Genomic DNA, 16,876 nt, shown 5'->3' on the forward strand with positions numbered 1-16,876 from the left:
GATGTCGTTACGGCCTCGCCGTGACGGTCGTCACCCCCGATCAAGCGCGAAGTTTGCCATACAATGCGCAGCATCATGCACGCCAACCGTCTCCACCTGCTCCTGCCCTTCGCGCTGCCCGCCGCGGCGGACGCCTCCACCGCACTCCACGGCATCCAGAGTCCCGCCCTCGACCGGCTGATCGCCCGCGCCACCCTGGTGGAACGCGTGATCGGCGAGGACTTCCAGCGCACGCTGCCGCACGAGCGCTGGGTCGCGCGCCAGTTCGGCGCGTTGCCGGGCGGCAGCTCCGCCGCCGACGAAGCGCCGCTCGCGCCGTACATGCTGCGCGCCGACGGCGGCGAACCCGGCGCCGCGACGTGGGCCTGCGTGCAGCCGGTGCACGTGCGCATCGCGCATGATCATCTGGTGCTGATCGACCCGGCCTCGCTCGAACTCTCCGACGACGAAGCCGGCGCGCTGCTGGCCGTCGCGCGGCCGCTGATCGAGGAACTCGGCGTGCGCATCGAGGCGCCGCGGCCGACGCGCTGGTATCTGTCCGGCGAGGGTTTCGGCACGCTTGCCGGCGCGTCGCCCTTGCGCGCGAGCGGCCGCAACATCGAAATCTGGCTGCCGCACGAGGCGCATTCCGGCGAACGTTCGCGCGCGTGGATGAAGCTGCAGAACGAAGTGCAGATGGCGTGGTTCGAGCATCCGGTCAACGAGGCCCGCGAAGCGCGCGGACTGCCGGCCGTCAACTCGATCTGGTTTCATGCGCAAGGCGCGGCGCAGGCCGTGCGCAGTCCGTTCGCCACAGTGCTGTCGGACGCGGCGGCCACGCGTGGCCTTGCGATCACGGCGGGCGTCGCGACCGGCGCGCCGCCGGCTTCGTTCGACGCGCTGCGGCGCATGGCTGTGGCCGGCGCGCCAGCGGCGGACCCACCGGCGAGCGCCGGCGGAACGGCCGCAACCCGCGCCTCGTCAACCTCAGCGCCCTCCCCGCGCAACGGCAACAGCGCAACCGACCTCACCCTGATCGAACTCGATCCGTTCTCCGCCCCCTACATCGAGCAGGACTGGGCGCGCTGGAACGACGCGTTCGCCGCGCTGCAAACCGACTGGTTCGCACCCGCGCTCGCCGCGCTGCAAAGCGGCGAACTCGCCGAACTCGGCCTCACGCTATGCGGCGACACCGGCTCGGTCACCCTCGACATCACGCGCGGCGATCTGCGCAAATTCTGGCGGCGGCGAGTGCTCGCGTCGCTGTTCATCGAATGATTGATTGCAAGATTCACGGCCTTTCCGAATGACTCGAATCGTTACCCGCGCGTGCTCTCCCGTCGACGCCGAAGTGCTCACCCGCCACGGCCTGCATCCGGTGCTCGCGCGGCTCTACGCGGCGCGCGGCGTATGCCTGCCCGATGAAATCGAAACCGGCCTCGCGCGGCTCGTGCCGCCCGCCGGTCTCAAGGGCTGCGAGGACGCCGCCGCGCTGCTCGCCGACGCGATCCAGCAGAACCGCCGCATGCTGGTGGTCGCCGACTACGACTGCGACGGCGCCACCGCCTGCGCGGTCGCGGTGCGCGGCCTGCGCATGTTCGGCGGCCAGATCGATTACCTGGTGCCGAACCGCTTCGAATACGGCTACGGCCTCACGCCGGAGATCGTCGCGCTGGCCGCGCGCGGCGCGGCGGGCAAGCCGGACCTGCTGATCACGGTCGACAACGGCATCGCCAGCGTCGACGGCGTGGAAGCCGCCAATGCGCTCGGCATCGACGTGCTCGTCACGGACCACCACCTGCCGGGCGACGAACTGCCGGCGGCCCGCGCGATCGTCAATCCGAACCAGCCCGGCTGCACGTTTCCGAGCAAGTGCATCGCCGGGGTCGGCGTGATGTTTTATGTGCTGCTCGCGTTGCGCGCGGAATTGCGCCGCCGCGGCGCGTTCGGCGACGACTTTCCGGAACCGCGCCTGGACGGCCTGCTCGATCTCGTCGCGCTCGGCACGGTCGCCGATGTCGTCAAGCTCGACGGCAACAACCGCGTGCTGGTCGCGCAAGGCCTGCAGCGCATCCGCAAGGGCAAGATGCAGCCGGGCATCGCCGCGCTGTTTCGCGCCGCCGCGCGCGAGGCCCGCAGCGCGTCCGGCTTCGATCTCGGCTTCGCGCTCGGTCCGCGGCTGAACGCGGCGGGCCGGCTGTCCGACATGTCGCTCGGGATCGAATGCCTGACCACCGACGACATCGGCCGCGCATGGGAACTCGCGCAGCAACTGGACACGATGAACCGCGAGCGCCGCGAGATCGAAGCCGGCATGCAGCAACAGGCGCTCGACGATCTGTCGACGATCGACCCGGCCGGCGCGACCACCATCACGCTGTTCAACCCGAGCTGGCATCAGGGCGTGATCGGCATCGTCGCCGGACGTCTGAAGGAGAAATTCCACCGGCCCTCGTTCACCTTCGCGCTGGCCGACGACAGCGGCGCGACCGTCAAGGGCTCGGGCCGCTCGATCGCGGGGTTCCATCTACGCGACGCGCTCGATCTGATCTCGAAGCGCGACCCCGGCCTGATCGTCAAATTCGGCGGCCATGCGATGGCCGCCGGCCTGACGCTCGCCGCCGCCGACGTGCCGCGCTTCACGGCCGCGTTCGAGGCGGTGGGCCGCGAATGGCTATCCGCCGAAGCGCTGTCGCGCACCGTCGAAACCGACGGCGAACTGGAGGACGCGTATTTCACGCCGCAGTTCGTCGAAATGCTCGACGCGGCCGTGTGGGGCCAGGGCTTCCCGGCGCCGGTGTTTTCCGGCGAATTCGAGGTCGCGTCGCAGGCGCTGGTGAAGGACAAGCACCTGAAGCTGCAATTGATCCGCGGCCGCCAGCGTTTCAACGCGATCTGGTTCAACCACACCGACACGCTGCCCGCGCGCACCACGGTCGCCTACCGGCTCGCGAGCGATACGTGGAACGGGGTGTCGCGCGTGCAGTTGATCGTCGAGCACGCAGCGAGCTAGAACGCCGGGCGCGCAGCCTCGATCGGCTATAATTTCCCCTTTTTACGAAGCTATAAAAGATCGACATGGAAGCGGAACGTCTCAACGCGATCGAAGCCTCTCTGGTGGACCTGCGCACGCGCGCGGCCGACCTACGGGGGTATCTTTGACTACGACGACAAAGCACTGCGTCTAATCGAAGTCAACCGGGAACTCGAAGACCCGAACGTCTGGAACGACTCGAAACACGCCCAGGCCCTCGGCCGGGAAAAGAAACTGCTCGACGACACGGTCGGCAAGCTCACGGCACTGCACGACGATCTGCGCGACGCGCTGGATCTGCTGGAAATGGCCCGTGAGGAAAACGACGACGACACGCTGATCGCCTGCGAGAGCGACGCGCAAGGCCTCGAATCGCGCGTCGCCGACATGGAATTCCGCCGCATGTTCGCGAACCCGGCGGATCCGAACAACGCGTTTCTCGACATCCAGGCCGGCGCCGGCGGCACCGAGGCGTGCGACTGGGCGTCCATGCTGCTGCGCCAGTACCTGCGCTACTGCGAACGCAAGGGCTTCAAGACCGAGGTGCTGGAACAGACCGACGGCGACGTCGCGGGCATCAAGAACGCCACGATCAAGATCGAAGGCGAATACGCGTACGGCTTCCTGCGCACCGAAACGGGCGTGCACCGGCTGGTGCGCAAGTCGCCGTTCGACTCGTCGGGCGGCCGTCATACGTCGTTCTCGTCGGTGTTCGTGTACCCGGAAATCGACGATTCGATCGAAGTGGACATCAACCCGGCCGATCTGCGCATCGACACGTACCGCGCGTCCGGCGCGGGCGGTCAGCACATCAACAAGACCGACTCCGCGGTGCGGATCACGCACATGCCGTCGGGCATCGTCGTGCAGTGCCAGAACGACCGTTCGCAGCACCGTAACCGCGCCGAAGCGATGGCCATGCTGAAATCGCGTCTGTACGAAGCGGAAATCCGCAAGCGTCAGGAAGAACAGGACAAGCTCGAAGCCGGCAAAACCGACGTGGGCTGGGGTCATCAAATCCGTTCGTACGTGCTGGACAACAGCCGTATCAAGGATTTGCGCACGAACGTCGAAATCAGCAATACCAAGAGCGTGCTCGACGGCGACCTCGATCCGTTCATCAGCGCCAGCCTGAAACAGGGCGTTTAAGCGCGGCGCGCGCCTGGGCCCCGGGCTCGGCGCGGGCAGAATCGGGTGCGACGAACGTTGCGGAGCACCATCGGCGCGGCGTGTTTTTCACGGCCGCGCCGCCTGTTTTTCACCGCCTGAGGTTTTTACACCGACTGGCCACCCGCACCGGGGTCGTCCCCGCGGGCTACCGAACACCACATCACCATGACCGAACCGACCCAGCCGAACGCGGCTCAGCCTAATGCGGCCCAGCCGACCACCGCCCCCGAGGTGGACGACAACAAGATCATGACCGAGCGCCGCGAGAAGCTGCGCGAGCTGCGCGAGCATGGCGTCGCCTATCCGAACGACTTCCGTCCCACGCATCACGCGGCCGATCTGCAAACGCAGTTCGCCGACACCGACAAGGAAGCGCTCGAAGCGAATCCGCTCGACGTCGCCCTCGCCGGCCGCATGATGCTCAAGCGCGTGATGGGCAAGGCCAGCTTCGCGACCGTGCGCGACGGTTCGGGTCAGATCCAGTTCTTCATCACGCCCGCCGACGTCGGTCAGGAAACCTACGACGCATTCAAGAAGTGGGACATGGGCGACATCGTCGCGGCGCGCGGCGTGCTGTTCCGCACCAACAAGGGCGAGCTGTCGGTGCGCTGTACCGAACTGCGTCTGCTGTCCAAGTCGCTGCGTCCGCTGCCGGACAAGTTCCACGGCCTCGCCGACCAGGAAATGAAGTACCGCCAGCGCTACGTCGACCTGATCGTCACGCCGGAAACGCGCAAGACTTTCGTCGCGCGCACCAAGGCGATTTCGTCGATCCGCAAGTTCATGGCCGACGCCGACTTCATGGAAGTCGAAACGCCGATGCTGCACCCGATCCCGGGCGGCGCGGCGGCCAAGCCGTTCACCACGCACCACAACGCGCTGGACATGCAGATGTTCCTGCGCATCGCGCCGGAGCTGTACCTGAAGCGCCTCGTGGTCGGCGGCTTCGAGCGCGTGTTCGAGATCAACCGTAACTTCCGCAACGAGGGCGTGTCGGTCCGCCACAACCCGGAATTCACGATGATCGAGTTCTACGCGGCCTACACCGACTACAAGTGGCTGATGGACTTCGTCGAGCAACTGATCCGCCAGGCGGCGATCGATTCGCTCGGCACCGCCACGATCACCTATCAGGGTCGCGAACTGGATCTGGCCAAGCCGTTCCACCGTCTGACGATCACCCAGGCGATCCAGAAGTACGCGCCGCAATACACGAACGAGCAACTGGCCGACGGCGCGTTCCTGCGCACCGAGCTGAAGAAGTTCGGCGTGGACGCGTCGCAGCCGCAGTTCCTGAACGCCGGCGTGGGCTCGCTGCAACTCGCGCTGTTCGAGGAAACCGCCGAGTCGCAATTATGGGAGCCGACGTACATCATCGACTACCCGGTCGAAGTGTCGCCGCTCGCGCGCGCGTCGGATTCGGCGCCGGGCATCACCGAGCGTTTCGAGCTGTTCATCACCGGCCGCGAAATCGCCAACGGCTTCTCGGAACTGAACGACCCCGAAGACCAGGCGGCCCGCTTCAAGAAGCAGGTCGACCAGAAAGATGCCGGCGACGAAGAAGCGATGTTCTACGACGCCGACTACATCCGCGCGCTCGAATACGGGATGCCGCCGGCGGGCGGCTGCGGGATCGGCATCGACCGTCTGGTGATGATGCTGACCGACAGCCCGAGCATCCGCGACGTGATCCTGTTCCCGCATCTGCGCCGCGAAGACTGATCCGATCGCGCGCGCGGTTTTGCGCTAGACACGATGCCCGGCTCGATGCCGGGCATTTTTTTTCCCGTCGCTCCCGGAGAGGATGGCTGGCCGGCGCGACGCGCCGCGCTTTGTTGTAACGATCGGTAAAAGCTGCATAACGCCCGCCCCGCCGCTCTTTCGCGCAAATCCTGCGGACGCTGAACAATCAAGGCGCCGCGCCGGTCGCGCCCGGCTTCGACGTCTTTTGGGTACGAAGATTGCTGCCAGTTGGTTACAAATTGAAACCCTGACGGAATCGATTTGCCCGACACTGAGTCTCAATAACAGTCGACTCTGCTTGAGACGGAGGCCAATATGGACAACCCGAACCCAACCACGCAATCACGCCGTATTCACCCGCTCGTCGCGACCGCGGCGGGCGCCGTCATCATCGCCAGTCTGGTCGCCACCGCGGCGGTGACGGGCGTATTTCCGAAAGCGTCGAGCAGCGGCGCGCAAAACGATCAGACGCAGAGCGCGCAGGTGACGGCGCAGCCGAACGTCGTCGATTCGGCCGCGCCTGCCAGCCCCACGCCGAATTCGGCGAGCGCCCAGCAGGCTGCCCAGCAGCAGGCTCAGACCGAAGCCACGCAGCAGCAAGCGGCACAGCAGCAACAGGCAACGATGTCGGCCGCGCAACAGCAGCAATACGCTCAACAACAGCAAGCCCAGGCGCAAGCTCAACCCGCGCCGCAATACGCGCAGCAAGCGCCGGCCCAACCGGCTTACTGCTCGACATGCGGTACGGTCGTGGGGATTTCCGCCGTGCGTCAGGAAGGTCACGGCACCGGGATCGGCGCGGTCGGCGGTGCGGTGGCGGGCGGTCTGGTCGGTAACCAGTTCGGCGCCGGCGGCGGCCGTGCGGCAATGACGGTGCTCGGCGCGCTCGGCGGCGGCCTGGCCGGCAACTCGGTCGAGAAGCACATCCGCAGCACCACGGCTTACTCGGTGCGCGTGCACATGGAAAGCGGCAAGACGCGCTATTTCACTTACCACGAAGCGCCGCCGTTCCAGCAAGGCGAACGCGTGCGGATCGAGAACGGCACGCTCGTCGCGGGCTAGGCGCCCGGCATCTCTGCCCCGCTTTTTCGCGGGCGATAAAAAAGGCGATTCCGGATGGAATCGCCTTTTGCATTTTTGGCGGCGGCTGGCCGGCGGTACGGCGTGACACGGTTGCCGCGCCACATCGTTCACATCGCTTCGCTGCCGCCAGTGGCGCGAACGCCATGACCACGAACCACGATCAATAATCCGCGTCTTCGATCCATGCAGCCTGAATCGCCTCGAGGATCTTTTCGTTCGACCGCTCGGGGTCGTCGTCGAAACCTTCCAGCTCGGTTATCCAGCGGTGCAGGTCGGTGAAGCGCACCTGCTGCGGATCGATGTCCTGGTGCTTGTCAGTCAGGGCCATCGCGATGTCTTGCGTATCGGTCCACTTCATGGCTGCAACCTCCTGTTAGTGGTTTTCCTTCGCGTGATTGATCGTGTAGCGCGGGATCTCGACGACCAGATCCTGCTCGGCCGGCACCATCGCCTGGCACGACAGACGCGAGGCCGGTTCGAGCCCCCACGCCTTGTCCAGCAGATCGTCCTCGTCTTCCCCGGACGGCGTCAAGGCGGCGAAACCCTCACGCACGATCACGTGGCAGGTCGTGCACGCACAGGACTTCTCGCACGCGTGCTCGATTTCAATGCCGTGTTCGAGCAGGCTGTCACAGATGCTCTTGCCGGGCTCGGCATCGATCACCGCGCCTTCCGGGCACAGTTCGACGTGAGGCAGCACAACGATTTGAGGCATACATTTTCCGTTTGGTTCTGCGGCACGGCGGCGGCCGACAGGCTCCGTGCCATTTTACTGGCGTCGCGCGGGGTTTTTAAGTCCGCGCGACGCGCATCGGTTTTCGACGAGTGATGAACGACGCGTGTTACGACGCGTGGAACGCCGGCGGACCGATCCGTGCCGGCCCTGGGCGCCCGGCGCCCCGCTCAGATCTCGTCGAGCTTGCGGCCCGCGAGCGCGCGGCGAATGCCCTTGTTCATGCGGCGGGCCGCGAATTCGTCGGTGCCTTCGGCGAGCGTTTTCGTGGCGGCTTCGATCGCGTCGGCGTCATCGCTTTGCTGCAGATCGCGCAGCGCGTTCAGCAGCGTGTCGAGTTCGGCGCGCTCGGCTTCGTCGAGCAATTCGGCGTCGGCGGCGAGCGCGGCGTCCGTCGCCTCGACGAGGCGGCGCGCCTCGACCTGCGCCTCGCGCAACGCACGTGCGCGCATGTCGACTTCGGCGGTCGAGAAACTGTCTTCGAGCATGCGGGCGATGTCGTCATCGGCGAGACCGTACGACGGCTTGACCACCACCGACGCTTCCACGCCCGAACCCTGCTCGCGCGCGAACACGGACAGCAGACCATCGGCGTCGACCTGATACGTGACGCGGATGCGCGCCGCGCCGGCCGCCATCGGCGGAATGCCGCGCAGCTCGAAACGCGCGAGCGAACGGCAGTCGCTGACGAGCTCGCGCTCGCCTTGCACGACGTGGATCGCCATCGCCGTCTGGCCGTCCTTGAAGGTGGTGAAGTCCTGCGCGCGCGCGACCGGAATCGTCGAGTTGCGCGGAATGATCTTCTCGGTCAGCCCGCCCATCGTCTCGACGCCGAGCGACAGCGGAATCACGTCGAGCAGCAGCCACTCGTCGCCGTCCTCACCGCGGTTGCCGGCCAGCAGATCGGCCTGGATCGCCGCGCCGAGCGCGACCACCTGATCCGGGTCGAGATTGACGAGCGGCGGCTGGCCGAAAAACGACTCGACCGCGCGGCGGATCACCGGCATGCGCGTCGCGCCGCCGACCAGCACCACGCCGTTGATCTCTTTGGTCGTGACCCGGGCGTCGCGCAGCGCCTTTTTCGTCGGGCCGAACGTGCGTTGCACGAGCGCCTGGGTGATCGACTCGAAGGTGGCTTCGTCGATCGTCAGATCGATGCGTGCGCCGCTCGCGAGCGTGACCGCGAGGGTTGCATAGGACGCGCTCGACAGCGCCTCCTTGGCCTCGCGTACGCTGTCCAGCAGCAGCCGCACGTCTTCGGGCGCGAGCGTTTGCGGCGCGATGCCCGCCTGCTCCAGCACGTGGCGGTACAGCGCGTGATCGAAATCATCGCCGCCGAGCGCGGAATCGCCGCCGGCCGCCAGCACTTCGAACACGCCCTTGGTGAGCTTGAGAATGGACAGGTCGAAGGTGCCGCCGCCGAGGTCGTACACGGCGAACAGGCCTTCCGAGCCGTTGTCGAGGCCATACGCGATCGCGGCCGCGGTCGGCTCGTTCAGCAGACGCAGCACGTTCAGACCGGCGAGCCGCGCGGCGTCCTTGGTCGCCTGGCGCTGCGCTTCGTCGAAGTACGCGGGCACCGTGATGACCGCCCCGACCAGCTCGTCGCCGAGCGTGTCCTCGGCGCGCTGACGCAGCGTCGCGAGAATTTCCGCCGACACTTCGACCGGGCTTTTCACGCCGTCGATGGTACGGATCTGCACCATGCCGGGCGCATCGACGAAATCGTAGGGCGCGTTTTCGGCGCCCTCCACTTCCGCCTTGCCGCGGCCCATGAAGCGCTTGACGGAGACGATCGTGTTGCGCGGATCGCTCGCCGCCTCGGCTTTCGCGGCGCGGCCGATCCGGCGGCCGCCCCTGGCCAGATAGCGCACCACCGACGGCAGCAGCGCATGGCCGTCCTCGTCGGGCAGCACGTCGGGCACGCCGCTGCGCACCGCGGCGACGAGGGAGTTGGTGGTGCCGAGGTCGATGCCGACCGCGAGACGCCGCTGATGGGGCGCCGGCGCCATGCCGGGTTCGGAGATTTGCAGTAGGGCCATCTGGATCTTCTCGGGGCCGTTTCGCCCCGTCCTGAATTTTTTCGCGTTACTGAATGTGGTGCCGCGCGTGGTGCCGCATGTGTTGCCGCGGCTAAACGACTGAACGACTGAACGACCGAACGACGCTGCGACTGCGCGGCCATGCGATGCCGGCGCGCGCGCCGGCGGCTAGTTGTCGAGCCGCTCGATCTGCGTGCCGATTTCCGACGCCACCCGCTCGATGAACATCAACTGCCGCACCGCCTCGCCCGCCGCCTGGTCCGCGCCGCTGTCGAGCAGCGCGCCGAGCTTCGTGAAACGTACGCGTTCCTCGTCGCGCAGCTCGGTGAGCAACGCGTCGAGCGCGTCGACGTTCCTCGCCGCGGCCGCGTCCTCGATCCCCTCGCGCCATTCCATCTGCTGCATCAGGAACGCCGGCTCCATCGCCGTGTTGTTCTCAGCGCCGACATCGACGCCGCGCAACGACAGCAGATACGTGGCGCGCTTCAGCGGATCGCGCAGCGTCTGATACGCCTCGTTCGTGCGCGTCGCCCATTGCATCGCGATGCGCTTCTGCGCGTCGCCGGCCGCGGCGAAGCGGTCCGGATGCACCTGCGCCTGCACGGTGCGGTACGCGTGATCGAGTGCGTTCGCGTCGAGCGCGAAGCGCGCCGGAAGATCGAACAGGGCGAAGTGGCTGTCGTTCAGCGAGGCCATCAGGTAGAGGGAATCCGTTCAGGAAAGCGCACCGCGGCGCGGTCTATAAAAAGCGGTTCGAAGGAGCCGTACGACTGCGCTCGAAAACCGGGCACGCCGAACATAACAACGCCGCGCTTGCGACACAGCAGCCGCCAGGCAAACTAAAAAGGCGGCACGCGCCGCCTTTAGTCCGCTGCACGCGGCAATGCCCGGATTTACACCCGGAACGACTCGCCGCAACCGCATTCGTCCTTCACGTTCGGGTTGTTGAACTTGAAGCCTTCGTTCAACCCTTCGCGCGCGAAGTCGAGTTCCGTGCCGTCGATATAAGCGAGGCTCTTCGGATCGACAACGACTTTCACGCCGTTGCATTCGAACACGGCGTCTTCAGGCGCGAGCTCATCCACGTACTCGAGCTTGTAGGCGAGCCCCGAGCAACCGGTGGTGCGCACGCCCACGCGCAAACCGACGCCCTTACCGCGCCGGGTCAGATACTTCTGGACGTGCTGTGCTGCTTTGTCGGTCAACGTAATTGCCATCGCTTTTCTCTTCGATTCACATCGTCGGCGCGGACAGCTGGACTGCGCCCGCGCCGGTCGGCCATTAGGCGTGTTGCTGGTCGCCCGCGACCGCCGCTTCGCCGTGACGCTGCTTGTAGTCGGCGACCGCTGCCTTGATCGCGTCTTCCGCGAGGATTGAGCAGTGGATCTTCACCGGCGGCAACGCCAGTTCCTCGGCGATCTGGGTGTTCTTGATCGACATCGCTTCGTCGAGCGTCTTGCCCTTCACCCATTCGGTGACGAGCGAGCTCGACGCGATCGCCGAACCGCAGCCGTAGGTCTTGAACTTCGCGTCTTCGATGATGCCGTCCGCACCCACGCGAATCTGCAGCTTCATCACGTCGCCGCAGGCCGGCGCGCCAACCATGCCGGTGCCGACCGCGTCGTCGTCTTTCGCGAACGAACCGACGTTGCGCGGGTTTTCGTAATGGTCCAGCACCTTTTCGCTATAAGCCATGATTACACTCCTTGATCCGTTTCAACCTGCAATTTGCAATTCGATAAAGCCGACGTTTTCCAGCCGATGGCGCGTCAGTGCGCGGCCCACTGGATCGTCGAAATATCGATCCCGTCCTTGTGCATTTCCCACAGCGGCGACAAATCGCGCAGCTTGGAAATCTTGGTCTTCAGCAGGTTGATCACGTAGTCGACGTCCTGCTCCGTCGTGAAGCGGCCCACCGTGAAGCGGATCGAGCTGTGCGCCAGCTCGTCGTTGCGACCCAGCGCGCGCAGCACGTACGACGGCTCCAGCGAAGCCGACGTGCACGCCGAACCCGACGACACCGCGACGTCCTTGACCGCCATGATCAGCGACTCGCCTTCGACGAAATTGAAGCTGATGTTCAGGTTGTGCGGCACACGCTTTTCCATGTCGCCGTTCACGTAGGTTTCTTCCATTTCCGACAGGCCGCGCAGCAGACGGTCGCGCAGCATGCGGATGCGTTCGTTTTCCGTGGCCATTTCCTCGCGCGCGATGCGGAACGCCTCGCCCATGCCGACGATCTGGTGCGTGGCCAGCGTGCCCGAACGCATGCCGCGCTCGTGACCGCCGCCGTGCATCTGCGCCTCGATGCGGATACGCGGCTTGCGACGCACGTACAACGCGCCGATGCCCTTCGGACCGTAAGTCTTGTGTGCGGAGAACGACATCAGGTCGACCTTCAACTTCTGCAGGTCGATCGCGATCTTGCCGGTGGCCTGGGCCGCGTCGACGTGAAAAATGATGCCCTTTTCGCGGGTGATTTCGCCGATCGCCTCGACGTCCTGAATCACGCCGATTTCATTGTTCACCGACATGACCGACACCAGAATCGTGTCCGGGCGGATCGCCGCCTTGAACGCGTCGAGGTCGATCAAACCGTCGTCCTTCACATCCAGATACGTGAGCTCGAAACCTTCACGTTCGAGTTCGCGGCAGGTATCCAGCACGGCCTTGTGCTCGGTCTTCACCGTGATGATGTGCTTGCCCTTGCTCTTGTAGAAGTGCGCGGCGCCCTTGATGGCCAGGTTGTCCGACTCCGTCGCGCCCGACGTCCAGATGATTTCGCGCGGATCGGCGTTCACCAGCGCGGCGACGTTCTCACGCGCTTCCTCGACCGCACGCTCCGCGTCCCAGCCATACGAGTGGCTGCGCGATGCGGGATTGCCGAACTGCTCGCGCAGGTAAGGAATCATCTTGTCCACCACGCGCGGATCGATCGGCGTCGTCGCGCTGTAATCCATGTAGATGGGCAGATGGAGAGAGTCGTTGTTCATCAATTGCTCCGGGGACGTCATGTGCTCTGGCTTCTTGGGTTCGTTCTGCGTGGCGGCTGCGCTTCGTGGCGCGTCATCTTCGTGATACGGCACGGCGCCGCGCTACGAACCGGCCATGTTGAAAACTGAGTTGGGCCCTTTCGGCGCGACGCGGACGGGTTCCGCCGCGGGCGCTTCGTTGCGCCGGTCGCGCAGCACCGCCGGCGCGCCTTCGCGCGAACGCTGCTGATCGACCAGATCCTTGAGCGAGACCGAATCCAGGTACTCGACCATCTTCTGGTTCAGCGTCGACCACAATTCATGCGTCATGCAGTGGCCGTCGTGCTGCTTGGTGCCCTCGCACGAGCCCTTGCCGCCGCACTGGGTGGCGTCGAGCGGCTCGTCGACCGCGATGATGATGTCCGCCACGGTCACGTCTTCGGCGCGGCGGGCCAGATTGTAGCCGCCGCCCGGCCCGCGTACGGACTCGACGATTTCATGACGACGCAGCTTGCCAAACAGCTGCTCGAGGTAGGACAGGGAGATATGTTGGCGCTGGCTGATACCCGCAAGCGTCACCGGGCCCTGCTCCTGGCGCAGCGCCAGGTCAATCATCGCCGTGACGGCGAAACGGCCTTTCGTGGTGAGTCTCATATGGTGTGGGGACCGCAATTCTCGACAAGTTTTGTCAAGTATAAATACATGAGCGATTTAGTCAAGTATCCCTATCGTGATTTGGGTCATTTGCTTAATTGCTGAAAATGGCGCGGCGCCTTGTCGGGCGGGGTCGCGCGGCCTGCTCGCGACGGCTCGCCTTAGTCGAGCAACTGGGGACGCAACGTCGCGATAAGCGCGCGGCACGCCGTCTCGCATTGATCCAGCACCTGCTCGAAGCCCTCCGCGCCGCCGAAGTACGGATCGACGACCTCGCGCGCGCCGCCCCACCGCGCATCCGTCTCGGGGACAAACTCCATCAGCAGACGGATCTTGTCGCGCTGCGCGGGCGGGCTGATCTGCCGAAGCGCGGCGACGTTCTTGTCGTCCATCGCGATCAGCAGGTCGAAACGCTCGAAATCCTCGGCGGCGATCTGGCGGCCGCGCAATGCGGTCAGGTCGTAGCCACGATTTGCGGCGGCCTGTTGCGCGCGCTCGTCGGGCGTCGCGCCGATGTGCCAATCGCCCGTGCCGGCCGAGTCGATCAGGATGCGGTCCGCCAGCTTTGCCTGCGCGACCAGGTGGCGCATCACGCCTTCCGCGGTCGGCGAACGACAGATGTTCCCGAGGCAGACGAAGCAGATGGACACGGTTTTCATCGGCGGCTTTTCAGGCGCTTGCGGGCGCGGTTGGTACGACGTGGAACGGCGGGCTGCCGGGTGGCCGGCGAACGGTGCCGCGATTATACAAAGCTGGCGAAAATCTCGCCGGAGGCGGCTCAGGGGCTTGCCTGCCTGCCCGTCGCGCTTACGACGCCTGCGCCGACGGCATCGTCACGACGGCACGCAGCGGCTTCGCGGGCAACGCCGACGCGTCGTCGATCATGCCGTACGAGACGGCGCGCGCCAGTTCGGCGGTCAGCTGATCCGCCGCGAGCGGCGCCTGCGATGCGCGCGACGCGACATCGCCGCAAATATGCAAATACGCTGCCGCTGCAAGCGTGACGACGACGGCAAGCGGCCAGTACACCAATATTGTCTTTTTCATGATGGGTTTCTTCCGCAATTCTTTCTGATTAGGGCGCCGGAGCTTGTGACCCACTATGCCCAGTCGAAATCCTATAGAAATTCACAATCGGGAAAAACCCATCGGGACGAGATACAGCGTTGCTTCAGATGGAACAGTGCGCGAAATGTCGCGCGGGTGGTGGATGACCTGATATGCCGCAGAAGAGAGACGTCCTTACAAACACATACAAAGCTGTTGCGACGCCGGGCGATAATGGCTGTCTTACAAACATGAAAACCTTCCGCCGGACGTTCACATGAAACTCGTCACTCCCATCGCTGGTCTCGCGCTCGTCGCTTTGCTCGGCGGCTGCGCGGTTTATCCGGACGGAACGCCGATGTACGGCAACGGTTATGGCGGCAGCTACGACGGCAATTATGGTTACGACGGCTACGCGCCGGGCGCCCCGGTCGCGCCGCAAACCAATGTGTATCTCGGCTATGGCGGCTACTCGGGCCCGCGTTACTACGACGGACCGGGCCGCTATTACGGGCCGGGGCCGGGCTATCCGGGATACAGAGGGGATGGGCCGAATAACGGCAATCGTGGACCGGGTGGCGGCTGGCATGGTCAGCCGAACGGTGGCGGACCCGGCGGCGCAGGTGGACCGCCCCCTCGGGGAGCCGCGGGCGGTCCCGGTGGACCGAGTGGTTCAGGCGCGCCCCGGCCGGGCGCTGGCGGACCCCCGCCTTCGCCGCCGCCTCAGCAGGCGGGCAACGGTGGCGGCCGCGGTTACGGAAATGGTGCAAGACCCGCCGGAGTCGGCAGACCAGCCGGTCGCGATCCGTCGGACATGACGAATCACTAGATAGCGTCACCGCCCCCACTCACCCGATATGACTGCGCTGCGCGGCGTACAACTCCCTGAACGTACGCCCCACCGGCGCCGGCATATCGCGCGTATCGGTCCAGCCCGCGCCGTCCAGCGGCAGCTTCGCGATCGACCGGTTGCGTCCACCCATCCGCTCCAGCACGCGAACGGTCAGCTTGGTGAACAGCGCATAAAGGTCGGGATGCAAGGCGAGAAATCCCCACACGGCCAGCCCCGCCCGCTCCTTCCACGGACGCAGCCGCCGCTCCACCTGCTTCTCGCGCAACTTGCGCAGGAGGTCGGACAACGGAATACCCACCGGACACACGCTGTTGCATTCGCCGCATAAGGTCGCCGCCTGCGGCAGATCGAGCGCCTTGTCGATGCCGACATAACTCGGCGTGAGCACCGAGCCCATCGGACCGGGATACACCCAGCCATACGCATGACCGCCGACCTTCTGATAAACCGGACAGTGGTTCATGCAGGCGCCGCAGCGGATACAGCGCAGCATCTCCTGAAAATCGCCACCGATCAGCCCGGTTCGCCCGCCATCCACCAGCACCACGTACATGTGCTCGGGCCCGTCCTGATCGCCTTCGCCACGCGGCCCGGTCAGCACGGAAAAATAGTTCGACGTGGCCTGACCGGTCGCGGAACGCGGCAACAGACGCATCGCCGTCGCCAGGTCCTCCAGCGTCGGCAGAACTTTTTCGATGCCCGTGACGGCGACGTGCACGCGCGGCATCACCGTGCACATGCCTTCGTTGCCCTCGTTCGTGACCAGCACGACCGAACCCGTTTCCGCCACGAGGAAGTTGCCGCCGGTCACGCCCATGTCGGCGGTCATGAAATGCGGGCGCAACACTTCGCGCGCTTCCCGCGTCATGTCGGTGATTTCCGTCAGACGCGGCCGGCCATGGGTTTGCGCGAACAGATCGGCGATCTCGTCCTTATCCTTGTGGACCACCGGCGCGATGATGTGGCTCGGCGGTTCGCCGCCGTTGATCTGCAGGATGTATTCGCCGAGGTCGGTTTCGATCGACTGCACGCCCATCTGACCGAGCACCTCGTTCAGACGCATTTCCTCCGTGACCATCGACTTGGTCTTGATCACTTTCTTCACGTCGTGCCGGCGCGCGATGTCGCCGACGAGCCTCGCCGCCTCCTGCGTCGTTTCCGCGAACAGCACGGTGACGCCGCGCCGGCTCGCCTCGCGCTCGAACGCTTCGAGCCACACGTCGAGGTTATCCAGCGCGCGGTTGCGGCGCTCCTTGAGCGCGGCGCGCGTGGCCGGAAAGTCGATCGCGTTCATCGCCGAGGCGCGCGCCGACACGAACTTGGTCGACAGTTTGGTCAGATTCTGCTGCAGACGCTGATCGGCCAGCTTCTGGCCCGCGCGCGCCTTGAATTGCATCGATTGGACTTGCATGGCGGCCTTGTGCGTAATCGGATAGGACTCGCGCGCGGCGAAGCGGGCGGGGTCAAAGTACGTGGGAATTCAACAACCAGGCGATGGCCGCGAACTGAGCGGCCGGACGGCCTTGAGCTGCCACTTCGAGCCGTTCACAACCGGCCGCGCTCGCG

17 protein-coding genes are annotated in these 16,876 nt (G+C 65.5%); 6 read left to right on the forward strand and 11 right to left on the reverse strand.

Annotation, left to right across the window (positions count from 1 at the left end; genetic code table 11):
* Nucleotides 1-63: 63 nt before the first annotated feature.
* From LFL96_RS12320 to LFL96_RS12340, 5 genes are all read left to right on the forward strand, one after another.
* A complete protein-coding gene (locus LFL96_RS12320; RefSeq protein ID WP_280995520.1) occupies nucleotides 64-1,257 on the forward strand; it encodes a regulator in 1,194 nt (397 codons plus the stop codon).
* Between the two features lie 28 nt (nucleotides 1,258-1,285).
* Nucleotides 1,286-2,992 carry a single-stranded-DNA-specific exonuclease RecJ gene (gene recJ, locus LFL96_RS12325; protein WP_280995521.1) on the forward strand — a complete coding sequence of 569 codons (1,707 nt, stop codon included), beginning with the start codon at nucleotides 1,286-1,288 and terminating at the stop codon, nucleotides 2,990-2,992.
* 65 nt (nucleotides 2,993-3,057) lie between these two features.
* Nucleotides 3,058-4,162, forward strand: a protein-coding gene (prfB, locus tag LFL96_RS12330) for a peptide chain release factor 2 (protein WP_280995522.1) whose coding sequence is annotated in 2 segments (ribosomal slippage) — nucleotides 3,058-3,138 and nucleotides 3,140-4,162 — 1,104 coding nt in all. Because the reading frame shifts where the segments join, the coding sequence is not laid out codon by codon here.
* Nucleotides 4,163-4,348: 186 nt separating this feature from the next.
* Entirely contained in the window at nucleotides 4,349-5,905 is a 1,557-nt protein-coding gene (gene lysS, locus LFL96_RS12335) for a lysine--tRNA ligase (protein WP_280995523.1), read from the forward strand.
* A gap of 336 nt (nucleotides 5,906-6,241) precedes the next feature.
* The gene (locus LFL96_RS12340; protein ID WP_280995524.1) at nucleotides 6,242-6,988 is read left to right on the forward strand and encodes a glycine zipper 2TM domain-containing protein; all 747 of its coding nucleotides are present in this window, start codon (nucleotides 6,242-6,244) and stop codon (nucleotides 6,986-6,988) included.
* A 181-nt stretch (nucleotides 6,989-7,169) separates the two neighbouring features.
* Here the strand turns inward: LFL96_RS12340 and iscX are convergent, their stop codons facing one another.
* The 10 genes from iscX to LFL96_RS12390 all read right to left on the reverse strand — a co-directional run bounded on the left by iscX (nucleotide 7,170) and on the right by LFL96_RS12390 (nucleotide 14,457).
* Nucleotides 7,170-7,367: a Fe-S cluster assembly protein IscX gene (iscX, locus tag LFL96_RS12345; protein WP_280995525.1), complete on the reverse strand. Its 198-nt coding sequence runs from the start codon at nucleotides 7,365-7,367 to the stop codon at nucleotides 7,170-7,172.
* 15 nt (nucleotides 7,368-7,382) lie between these two features.
* Nucleotides 7,383-7,724 (reverse strand): ISC system 2Fe-2S type ferredoxin, encoded by a 342-nt coding sequence (gene fdx / locus LFL96_RS12350; RefSeq protein ID WP_280995526.1) that lies wholly within the window; start codon nucleotides 7,722-7,724, stop codon nucleotides 7,383-7,385.
* Between the two features lie 188 nt (nucleotides 7,725-7,912).
* Complete coding sequence (gene hscA, locus LFL96_RS12355; protein WP_280995527.1) at nucleotides 7,913-9,784, reverse strand: Fe-S protein assembly chaperone HscA; 1,872 nt, start codon at nucleotides 9,782-9,784, stop codon at nucleotides 7,913-7,915.
* Nucleotides 9,785-9,952: 168 nt separating this feature from the next.
* Nucleotides 9,953-10,480: a Fe-S protein assembly co-chaperone HscB gene (gene hscB, locus LFL96_RS12360; RefSeq protein WP_280995528.1), complete on the reverse strand. Its 528-nt coding sequence runs from the start codon at nucleotides 10,478-10,480 to the stop codon at nucleotides 9,953-9,955.
* A gap of 197 nt (nucleotides 10,481-10,677) precedes the next feature.
* Nucleotides 10,678-11,001: an iron-sulfur cluster assembly protein IscA gene (iscA, locus tag LFL96_RS12365; protein WP_280995529.1), complete on the reverse strand. Its 324-nt coding sequence runs from the start codon at nucleotides 10,999-11,001 to the stop codon at nucleotides 10,678-10,680.
* A 64-nt stretch (nucleotides 11,002-11,065) separates the two neighbouring features.
* Complete coding sequence (gene iscU, locus LFL96_RS12370) at nucleotides 11,066-11,479, reverse strand: Fe-S cluster assembly scaffold IscU (RefSeq protein WP_280995530.1); 414 nt, start codon at nucleotides 11,477-11,479, stop codon at nucleotides 11,066-11,068.
* 74 nt (nucleotides 11,480-11,553) lie between these two features.
* Nucleotides 11,554-12,777, reverse strand: coding sequence for an IscS subfamily cysteine desulfurase (locus tag LFL96_RS12375; RefSeq protein WP_280995531.1), 1,224 nt, complete (start codon nucleotides 12,775-12,777; stop codon nucleotides 11,554-11,556).
* 102 nt (nucleotides 12,778-12,879) lie between these two features.
* Nucleotides 12,880-13,410, reverse strand: coding sequence for a Fe-S cluster assembly transcriptional regulator IscR (iscR, locus tag LFL96_RS12380; RefSeq protein ID WP_280995532.1), 531 nt, complete (start codon nucleotides 13,408-13,410; stop codon nucleotides 12,880-12,882).
* A gap of 161 nt (nucleotides 13,411-13,571) precedes the next feature.
* On the reverse strand, nucleotides 13,572-14,069 hold the full coding sequence (locus tag LFL96_RS12385; protein WP_280995533.1) for a low molecular weight protein-tyrosine-phosphatase: 498 nt from the start codon (nucleotides 14,067-14,069) through the stop codon (nucleotides 13,572-13,574).
* A 148-nt stretch (nucleotides 14,070-14,217) separates the two neighbouring features.
* Complete coding sequence (locus LFL96_RS12390; RefSeq protein WP_280995534.1) at nucleotides 14,218-14,457, reverse strand: hypothetical protein; 240 nt, start codon at nucleotides 14,455-14,457, stop codon at nucleotides 14,218-14,220.
* Nucleotides 14,458-14,734: 277 nt separating this feature from the next.
* On the opposite strand from LFL96_RS12390, the gene LFL96_RS12395 reads away from it, so the two are divergent.
* Nucleotides 14,735-15,286 (forward strand): hypothetical protein, encoded by a 552-nt coding sequence (locus tag LFL96_RS12395; RefSeq protein ID WP_280995535.1) that lies wholly within the window; start codon nucleotides 14,735-14,737, stop codon nucleotides 15,284-15,286.
* A 19-nt stretch (nucleotides 15,287-15,305) separates the two neighbouring features.
* Here LFL96_RS12395 and LFL96_RS12400 read toward each other — a convergent pair whose 3' ends face one another.
* Complete coding sequence (locus tag LFL96_RS12400; RefSeq protein WP_280995536.1) at nucleotides 15,306-16,721, reverse strand: lactate utilization protein B; 1,416 nt, start codon at nucleotides 16,719-16,721, stop codon at nucleotides 15,306-15,308.
* Between the last annotated feature and the right edge of the window lie 155 nt (nucleotides 16,722-16,876).

The organism is Paraburkholderia sp. D15 (assembly GCF_029910215.1).
GTDB lineage: Bacteria > Pseudomonadota > Gammaproteobacteria > Burkholderiales > Burkholderiaceae > Paraburkholderia.